Raw genomic sequence first — 9,435 nt, 5'->3', positions numbered from 1 at the left:
CTGTAGGAGCTGCCAAAGGCTGCGATCTTTTGTACCGCCAGAAACAAAAACGGCAGCCCCACCGGGCTGCCGTTTTGCTTACATCAGATCATTCAAGCCAGGCGTGAAAGCATTTCCTTGGCTTCGCTCTTCTGACCATCATCACCCTCGGTGACCACCTCATTGAGGATGTCACGGGCGCCGTCGTTGTCTCCCATGTCAATGTAAGCCTGGGCCAGATCAAGTTTGGTGGCGACCTCGTCGGTGCCGGACAGGAAGTCGAATTCCGGCTCGTCATCTACCGTAGCCAGAGCGTCATCCACGGTGAACGTTGGCTCACTGATGCTTTGAGACAGGCGATCCAGTTCGGCATTGACGTCATCCAGCTCGGCGGCAAAGGCGTCTGGTGCATCCGGCGCATCCATCTCGTCAGCCAGTGACAAGTCGAAATCGGCCGGCAAATCCAGATCGTCCGGCACCGCTGGCGCGGCCGCGGCAGCTTCGGCGGCCGGCAGGTCCTTGATGTCGTCATCCAGGCTCAACAGAAAATCATCTTCGGCCAGGGTTGCTGGCGAAGGATCCGCGCCGAGATCCATGTCCAAGTCGAAATCCGACAGGTCATCAAGGCTTTCCTTGATCTCGGCCTGCTGCTGCAACACCGACTCGAAGCTCAGATCGTCATCCAGCGGGAAATCTTCCAGCTCGTCCAGGGTCGCAATCGGTTCCAGCTCCGCCTCTGGTTGCGGCGCTGGCGCAACGGCTGCCGGGGTGACGCTATCGAAGTCATCGAGACTCAGATCGAAGGCACTGTCCAGGTCGTCCTCAGCCGGAACCGAAACGGGTGCAGCAGCGGCTGGAGTGATGTTATCCAGATCATCCAGGCTCAGGTCGAAGGCGCTGTCCAAATCGTCCTCGGCCGGTGCCGGGGCTTGCGGCTCGTCCTGCAACAGGTCTTTGACGTATTGGGCATCCAGTTCGGCAGCGGCGGCGGCAGCGGCGATACCGCCTGCTGCTACCAGTGCCATGGCCGGGAAACGGCTCTTCAGATTTTCGACCTGGGCGAAATTATCGCCATTGGCCACCAACTGACGCTCCTGAACCACAAAGGCATCGCGATCACCTTGCAGCCCGTAGACTTCCATCAACTTCAACCGCAGCTCACTGCGCTGCGGCTCCAACTTGACGCCTTCCTCCAGCAACGCGGCAGCCTGATTCAGACGACCGGCTGTGATGTGCGACTGGGCCTTGCTCAACACATCGTCGGAATGTTCGGCGGCTGGAGACACCAGTGGCGCGGCTATTGGCGGCGTAACCACAACTGGCGCAATGGGAGCTGGAGCTGGAGCGGGCGCTGGTGCCGGAGCAGTCGCCAGCTTCACGCTGGGAGCCGGAACTTCCAGACCTTCGAAGCTGCTTTCCGGCAGGTCGAAATCTGCAGCAAACGCTTGTTCTTCGGCCAAGGCACGGGCCATGCGCAGATGCTTCTCGGCCTCCTGCTGAGCCTTGCGGCGACGGGCGAGCAACAACAGCAAGAGCAACACGACCACTGCCCCGCCACCTGCCAACCCCAACAGCAATGGATTGGTCAGCAATTCGTTGAATTTCTGCTCATCGGTGGCAGCTGGCGTCTCGACCGGCAGCTCAGCCGGCACCGGCGCTGCTTCAGGCGTTGCCGCTACTGGAGCTGGAGCTGCTTCGACGGGGGTTGCCGCTGGATTCGCGGCCAGTTCTGCGGTGATCACAGGAGCGGCTGCTTCAGCAGGCGCACCCGCTGCGCCTTCGGCTTCCAGCTTGGCCAGCTGATTGTTCTTCAGCTCGATCAGGCGCTGCAGCTTGTCCATCTGACTTTGCAGATCGGTAATGCGGCTTTTCAGTTCAGCATTGTCACGACGTGTCGTATCAAGGCTTTCCTGGGTGACAACGAGCTTGTTGTTCAAAGCCTTTGCATCGCCTGCCGCACCTTTGCCACGCGCCTTGCCGGACTCGGCGGACACCAGGCTCAGGTTGTCCCGGCCAGCTTGCGTGGAAACCGCTTCACCGCGACCACGATTGGTGGCATCGAGCTGCTGTTGCCCGGCTCCAGGTTTCGCTACATAGCGACGGCCCTGGCGCCAGGCGGTGTTCTGTGCGGCCACTTCGGCAATGGCCTTGGGTTGCGGCAGGCCGGTGCTTTGCGCCTGATCCGGCAGGCGCAGCACCTGCCCGGTCTTGAGCCGGTTGATGTTGCCGTCGATAAAGGCATCCGGGTTCAACGCCTGGATGGCCAGCATCGTCTGCTGAATCGAACCACCATTGCGCGCCTTCGCTGCGATTTCCCACAGGGTATCGCGCGACGTGGTGGTGTACTGGGAAGGCTTGGTCGCACCCGTGACCGGCGTAGTGCCAGTCGGCACAGGTTGCGCAGCCGCCTCAGCGGTTTGTGGCGAAAATTTTGACGCATCGAGCAACACGCTGTAATCGCGCAGCAACCGACCGTTGGGCCACATCACCTGAACCAGGAACTTCACCATGGGTTCGGAGAGGGGTTTGCTGGAAGTCACACGAAGGATGCTTTTGCCGCCGGGGTTGAGCACCGGGGTAAACGTCAGGTCATTGAGAAACGCCTGGCGGTCGACACCGGCCTTGGCGAAATCTTCAGGGGAAGCCAGGCTCGGCACCACTTCGGCAGCGGTGAGCTCCTTGACGTCCAGCAGTTCGATTTCCGCCACCAGCGGCTGGTTCTGCGTCGATTTCAGGGTCAGCTCCCCGAGCCCGAGGGCATGCGCCATACCGGAGGACAGCGCCGAGGCGGCCGCTATTGCTAACACCAGTTTGCGAACTTGAACCATAGCTCATCCTTAGTTTGAACATTCCTCGGCCAGCGAGAAGGTGATGATTGCCGCTGCCGCAGGGCTAAGTGCCCCTCGGAACTATTCGAAAAAATTGTTGCCAAGTATCTTTTACAGACCGTCTTTTATCAACAATTCGGCCAGCTGCACAGCGTTCAGCGCCGCACCTTTGCGTACGTTATCTGACGTCAGCCACAGGTTTAGTTCCGACAGGTCGTCGATACCATGGCGAACCCGACCAACGTAGACCACATCCTGCCCTACCGCATCGCCGACCGGAGTCGGGTAATCACCCGCCTCAACCAGCTCGATGCCGGGCGCGTCTTCCAGGGCCGCGTTGACTTTCGCCAGGTCGATATCGCTTGCCGACTGTAGGGTCACGCTAAAGCTATCGCCAAAAAACACGGGGGCTTGAATGCAAGTGACAGAAATTTTCAGTGACGGCAGCGCCATGACGTGGCGCAATTCACGCACCAGACGCTTTTCCAGCAGCGTGTGGCCTTGTTCGTCCGGGTTGCCGACCTGCGCCAACACATTGAAAGCCACCTGCCGGTCGAAGAACTTCGGCTCTAGAGGACGCATGTTGAGCAGCTCAGCGGTCTGCCGCGCCAGTTCCGTTACGGCTTCACGCCCCTGAGTGGACATCGCCAGGTTCGCCGTCAGGCTGATGCGTTGCAGATCGAGCAATCCCAGCAACGGTGCAAGTACTACCGCCAGCGTGGTGGCCGATGGGCTTGGGCTGCTGACCAGGAACGGTTTTTTCAGACCGGCCAGCCTGTGTGCATTGGCTTCTGGCACCACCTGCGGCGCCTGGTCGGCCGACAGGGCACCGGACAGGTCGATCACCGAGCAACCGGCAGCGGTGGCGCGCGAAGCAAAACTCAAGGTCACCGCCGGGCCGGCCGCAAAGAACACCAACTGTACTTTGCCGAAGTCGAACTCATCGACTTCGCGCACTCGCGTGTTCTTGCCGCGATACAGCACCGAACTGCCAGCGGACTCACTGCTGGCCAGCAGGTGCAGGTTGCCAATCGGGAAGTCACGCTCTTCAAGAATCTGCACGAGCGTTTCGCCAACAGTACCGGTGGCGCCGATCACGGCAATATCAAAGGACTGGGTCATGGTTCTACCTCTGGCGAAACGGGGGGAGCGGCACTTTACCGGGTGGGTGGCATGCAGGCAATTCGCTCCCTCCCCAATCGTTCCCACGCTCTGCGTGGGAACGCATCCGGCGACGCTCTGCGTCACAGCCTCAGGAGCGGACGCAGAGCGTCCATGGCGGCATTCCCACGCAGAGCGTGGGAACGATCGGCGTCAGGCTTTCAGGCATAAAAAAACCCGCACCTCTTTCAAGGCGCGGGTTCTTTCATTGCTTCAGTCGATCAACGCTCAAGCAGGATCCGCAGCATGCGACGCAGCGGTTCGGCCGCGCCCCACAGCAGTTGGTCGCCGACGGTGAAAGCGCCGAGGAACTGCGAACCCATGTTCAGCTTGCGCAGACGGCCAACCGGGATGTTCAGGGTGCCGGTGACCTTGTTCGGGCTCAGCTCCTGAATGCTGGTCTCGCGGCTGTTCGGCACCAGCTTGACCCAAGGGTTGTGCTGGCTGATCAGGCCTTCGATATCGGCCATCGGCACGTCTTTGTTCAGCTTGATGGTCAGCGCCTGGCTGTGGCAGCGCATGGCGCCGATACGTACACAGATGCCATCCACCGGGATCGGGCTCTTGAAGCGACCGAGGATCTTGTTGGTCTCGGCCTGGGCTTTCCACTCTTCGCGGCTCTGGCCGTTCGGCAGTTCCTTGTCGATCCACGGGATCAGGCTGCCGGCCAGCGGTACGCCGAAGTTTTCAGTCGGGTACGCATCGCTGCGCATGGCTTCGGCCACACGACGGTCGATGTCGAGGATGGCGCTGGCCGGGTCGGCCAGTTGCTCGGCAACAGAGGCGTGAGTCGCACCCATTTGCTTGATCAGTTCACGCATGTTCTGCGCACCGGCACCGGACGCCGCCTGATAGGTCATGGCGCTCATCCACTCCACCAGACCGGCCTCGAACAGACCGCCCAGGCCCATCAGCATCAGGCTGACGGTGCAGTTGCCGCCGATGTAGTTCTTGGTGCCTGCGTCCAGTTGCTGGTCGATCACCTTGCGGTTGACCGGGTCCAGCACGATCACCGCGTCATCCTGCATGCGCAGGCTGGAAGCGGCGTCGATCCAGTAACCCTGCCAGCCGGCTTCGCGCAGCTTCGGGAAGACTTCGCTGGTGTAGTCGCCACCCTGGCAGGTCAGAATCACGTCAAGGGTTTTCAGCTCTTCAATGCTGTAAGCGTCCTTGAGCGGAGCAATCTCCTTGCCCACGGGCGGGCCTTGGCCACCGACATTGGAAGTGGTGAAAAACACCGGCTCGATAAGATCGAAATCCTGCTCTTCCAGCATCCGCTGCATGAGCACGGAACCGACCATACCGCGCCAACCGATCAGACCTACACGTTTCATCGCAACTACACCTTCTTGAAAAGTGGGCCGCTGCTTTCGGGGGTTAAATCGCAGCGGGCCAGAGAGATTACAGATTCTGCAGCGCGGCGACTACTGCGTCACCCATTTGCTGCGTACCGACTTTGGTACAACCAGTCGACCAGATGTCGCCGGTGCGCAAACCTTGATCCAGCACCAAGCTGACAGCTTTTTCGATGGCGTCCGCCGCGGCCTGCTGGTTGAAGCTGTAACGCAGCATCATCGACACCGACAGAATGGTCGCCAGCGGGTTGGCGATGCCCTGGCCCGCGATGTCCGGAGCCGAACCGTGGCAAGGCTCGTACATGCCCTTGTTGTTGGTGTCCAGGGACGCCGACGGCAGCATGCCGATGGAGCCGGTGAGCATCGAGGCCTGGTCGGACAAGATGTCGCCGAACATGTTGTCGGTGACGATCACATCGAACTGCTTCGGTGCACGCACCAGTTGCATGGCGGCGTTGTCGACGTACATGTGGCTCAGTTCGACCTGTGGGTAGTCCTTGGCCACTTCCTCGACGATTTCACGCCACAGCTGGCTGGAAGCCAATACGTTGGCCTTGTCCACCGAGCACAGTTTCTTGCCACGCACCATGGCCATGTCGAAACCGACACGGGCGATGCGACGGATTTCGCTTTCGCTGTACGGCAGGGTGTCGTAGGACTGACGCTCGCCATTTTCCAGGGTACGGGTGCCGCGTGGCGCGCCGAAGTAGATACCGCCGGTCAGTTCGCGAACGATCAGGATATCCAGGCCAGAGACGATTTCCGGTTTCAGGCTGGAAGCCTCGGCCAGTTGCGGGTACAGGATCGCCGGCCGCAGGTTGCCGAACAGGCCCAGTTGCGCACGGATTTTCAGCAGGCCGCGTTCTGGACGGATGTCACGCTCGATGGTGTCCCATTTAGGGCCGCCAACGGCGCCCAGCAGCACGGCATCGGCTGCGCGGGCACGTTCCAGGGTTTCGTCAGCCAGTGGCACGCCGTGCTTGTCGATGGCGGCGCCACCGATCACGTCATGGCTCAGCTCGAAGCCCAGGGCGAACTTGTCGCTGGCCAATTCCAGCACCTTGACCGCTTCGGCCATTATTTCCGGGCCAATACCGTCACCTGGGAGAATCAGAATCTGCTTGCTCATGCTTTCCTCATGTCATCAGTCGGTGCGCCCTTGGGCGCACCCGGAAAAAGTCTTTCTTGAAACCCTTATCGCTCAGCCATCAGCACCAATACATCGGTACTGAACGAACCATCGGCTTCAATCTCAAAATATTCGCGTACTTCGTTGCCCATCGACTGCTGCAATTGGCGGATTGCCGCGCGCATCACCTGCGGTGTGCGCATGCGCTCAACCCAGCTGTTGTACTCCAGTCTAAGGCGCTGACGGGTGGCACTGCGGGTATGCAATCCCGCCTCGCTGACCTGCCGCAACCACTCGCCAGCGGAATAATCGCGTACGTGACTGGTGTCGCGCAGCACTTCGACGCTTTGCAGGTAAGTGTCGAACAACGGGCTGCCCGGTGACAACACATCGATGAACGCCGCGACACCGCCAGGTTTCAATACCCGACGCACCTCGCGAAGGGCCAGGCCGAGATCGCTCCAGTGGTGCGCCGAATAACGGCTGAACACGAAGTCGAACTCACCGTCGGCGAAGGGCAGGCGTTCGGCCGCGCCATTGACCGTGGAGACATTGCTCAGGCCACGATCGACGGCGGCAGCGGTAACCACGTCGAGCATTTGCTGCGACAGGTCGTAAGCCACCACTTCCTTCACCTGCGAGGCCACGTGAAAACTCACGTGGCCGGCGCCGCACCCCAGGTCCAGAACCCGGGCATCACCCTGCCCCGCCACTTCAGCCTGTAGCAGAGCGAATTCGGTGCCTTGAGCGTGAACGGCGCTGCTCAGGTAGGCCGCGGCCTGTTCTCCGAATTGCTTCTGGACTACCTGACTGTGCTGGGCGGTGCTGGTCATGGGGACTTCCTTTTTGGGGTTGAGTCTTGTGGTGTCTGTACCGGCCTCATCGCTGGCAAGCCAGCTCCCACAGGTTCTATGAACACCACAAAACCCTGTGGGAGCTGGCTTGCCAGCGATGGGGCCAGCCCTGCCTACATCAATTTCAGATCAATCACGCGTCGCGAAACAACCAAGGCTGGCTAGCGCGATGCTTGGCCTCGAACGTCGCAATCGCATCGCCGTCCTGCAAGGTCAGGCCAATATCGTCCAAACCGTTGAGCAAGCAGTGTTTGCGGAACGCATCGATTTCAAAGCTCAGCACCTTGCCATCCGGACGGGTGACGGTCTGGGCTTGCAGATCGATCTGCAACTGGTAGCCCTGATCGGCCTCGACCTGCTTGAACAGCTCATCGACTTCTTCATCGCTCAAGATGATCGGCAGCAAGCCGTTCTTGAAGCTGTTGTTGAAGAAGATGTCGGCATAGCTCGGCGCGATGATGCTGCGGAAACCGTATTCTTCCAGCGCCCATGGCGCGTGTTCACGGCTGGAGCCGCAACCGAAGTTCTCGCGTGCCAACAATACGCTGGCGCCCTGGTAACGCTCGGCGTTGAGGACGAAGTCCTTGTTCAGCGGGCGCTTGGAGTTGTCCTGGTACGGTTGGCCCACGTCGAGGTAGCGCCACTCGTCGAACAGGTTCGGACCGAAACCGGTGCGTTTGATCGACTTCAGGAACTGCTTTGGAATGATCTGATCGGTGTCGACGTTGGCACGATCCAAAGGCGCAACAAGACCAGTGTGCTGGGTAAAAGCTTTCATGCTGCGCTCCTTTAGATCAATTCACGGACGTCGATGAAACGACCGTTCACAGCGGCGGCGGCGGCCATGGCCGGGCTGACGAGGTGGGTACGACCACCGGCGCCCTGACGGCCTTCGAAGTTACGGTTGGAGGTCGACGCGCAATGCTCGCCGGACTCCAAACGGTCCGGATTCATTGCCAGGCACATCGAGCAACCCGGCTCGCGCCATTCGAAACCGGCTTCGAGGAAAATCTTGTCCAGGCCTTCGGATTCGGCCTGCGCCTTCACCAGGCCCGAGCCCGGCACCACGATGGCCTGCTTGATGGTCGAGGCCACTTTGCGGCCCTTGGCAATCACTGCCGCAGCGCGCAGGTCTTCGATCCGCGAGTTGGTGCAGGAGCCAATGAATACGCGGTCCAACTGGATGTCGGTGATCGCCTGATTGGCGGTCAAACCCATGTACTTCAAGGCGCGCTCGATGGAACCACGCTTGACCAGGTCCATTTCCTTGGCAGGATCCGGCACGCTCTGATCAACGGCCAGGACCATCTCAGGCGAGGTACCCCAGCTGACTTGCGGCTTGATCTGGGTCGCGTCGAGTTCGACCACAGTGTCAAACACGGCATCGGCGTCGGATACGAGGTCTTTCCAGGCCTCGACAGCCAAGTCCCATTCCGCGCCTTTTGGAGCGAAAGGACGGCCTTTCACGTAGGCCACGGTCTTTTCGTCAGCCGCCACCAGGCCTACGCGAGCGCCAGCCTCGATGGACATGTTGCAGATGGTCATGCGGCCTTCGACGGACAGGTCGCGAATCGCGCTGCCGGCGAACTCGATGGCGTGGCCGTTTCCGCCGGCGGTGCCAATCTTGCCGATCACAGCCAGGACGATGTCCTTGGCGGTCACGCCGAACGGCAATTGGCCCTCGACGGAGACCAGCATGTTCTTCATTTTTTTGGCGACCAGGCACTGGGTGGCGAGCACGTGCTCGACTTCGGAAGTGCCAATACCGTGAGCCAGTGCGCCGAATGCGCCATGGGTCGAGGTATGGGAGTCACCGCAGACCACGGTCATGCCCGGCAAGGTAGCGCCCTGCTCCGGGCCGATGACGTGGACGATGCCCTGGCGGACGTCATTCATCTTGAATTCGACGATGCCGTATTCATCACAGTTATCGTCGAGGGTCTGGACTTGCAAACGCGACACCTCGTCGGCAATGGCTTCGATGCCGCCCTTGCGCTCAGGAGTGGTCGGTACGTTGTGGTCCGGGGTCGCGATGTTGGCATCGATGCGCCATGGCTTGCGCCCGGCCAGACGCAGGCCTTCGAAGGCTTGCGGCGAGGTCACTTCATGGATGATGTGACGATCGATGT

7 protein-coding genes are annotated in these 9,435 nt (G+C 60.5%); all 7 read right to left on the bottom strand.

Annotated features, from left to right (window positions below; all coding sequences use genetic code 11):
* Positions 1–92 precede the first annotated feature (92 nt).
* Positions 93–2,807: a FimV/HubP family polar landmark protein gene (locus ACRESJ_RS01165; protein ID WP_431756239.1), complete on the bottom strand. Its 2,715-nt coding sequence runs from the start codon at positions 2,805–2,807 to the stop codon at positions 93–95.
* 111 nt (positions 2,808–2,918) lie between these two features.
* Positions 2,919–3,929 (bottom strand): aspartate-semialdehyde dehydrogenase, encoded by a 1,011-nt coding sequence (locus ACRESJ_RS01160; RefSeq protein WP_431756238.1) that lies wholly within the window; start codon positions 3,927–3,929, stop codon positions 2,919–2,921.
* Positions 3,930–4,189: 260 nt separating this feature from the next.
* Positions 4,190–5,302: an aspartate-semialdehyde dehydrogenase gene (gene asd, locus ACRESJ_RS01155; protein WP_431756237.1), complete on the bottom strand. Its 1,113-nt coding sequence runs from the start codon at positions 5,300–5,302 to the stop codon at positions 4,190–4,192.
* Between the two features lie 67 nt (positions 5,303–5,369).
* On the bottom strand, positions 5,370–6,452 hold the full coding sequence (gene leuB / locus ACRESJ_RS01150; protein ID WP_431756236.1) for a 3-isopropylmalate dehydrogenase: 1,083 nt from the start codon (positions 6,450–6,452) through the stop codon (positions 5,370–5,372).
* 65 nt (positions 6,453–6,517) lie between these two features.
* Complete coding sequence (locus tag ACRESJ_RS01145; protein ID WP_431756235.1) at positions 6,518–7,285, bottom strand: class I SAM-dependent methyltransferase; 768 nt, start codon at positions 7,283–7,285, stop codon at positions 6,518–6,520.
* 154 nt (positions 7,286–7,439) lie between these two features.
* Positions 7,440–8,084, bottom strand: coding sequence for a 3-isopropylmalate dehydratase small subunit (gene leuD, locus ACRESJ_RS01140; RefSeq protein ID WP_431756234.1), 645 nt, complete (start codon positions 8,082–8,084; stop codon positions 7,440–7,442).
* 11 nt (positions 8,085–8,095) lie between these two features.
* Positions 8,096–9,435 (bottom strand): 3-isopropylmalate dehydratase large subunit (gene leuC, locus ACRESJ_RS01135; RefSeq protein WP_431756233.1); only part of this gene is annotated, 1,340 nt, incomplete at its 5' end.

Origin of the sequence: Pseudomonas sp. (assembly GCF_050739655.1) — a bacterium.
Classification (GTDB): Bacteria; Pseudomonadota; Gammaproteobacteria; order Pseudomonadales; family Pseudomonadaceae; genus Aquipseudomonas.
This window is presented reverse-complemented; position numbering and strand designations above follow the sequence as displayed.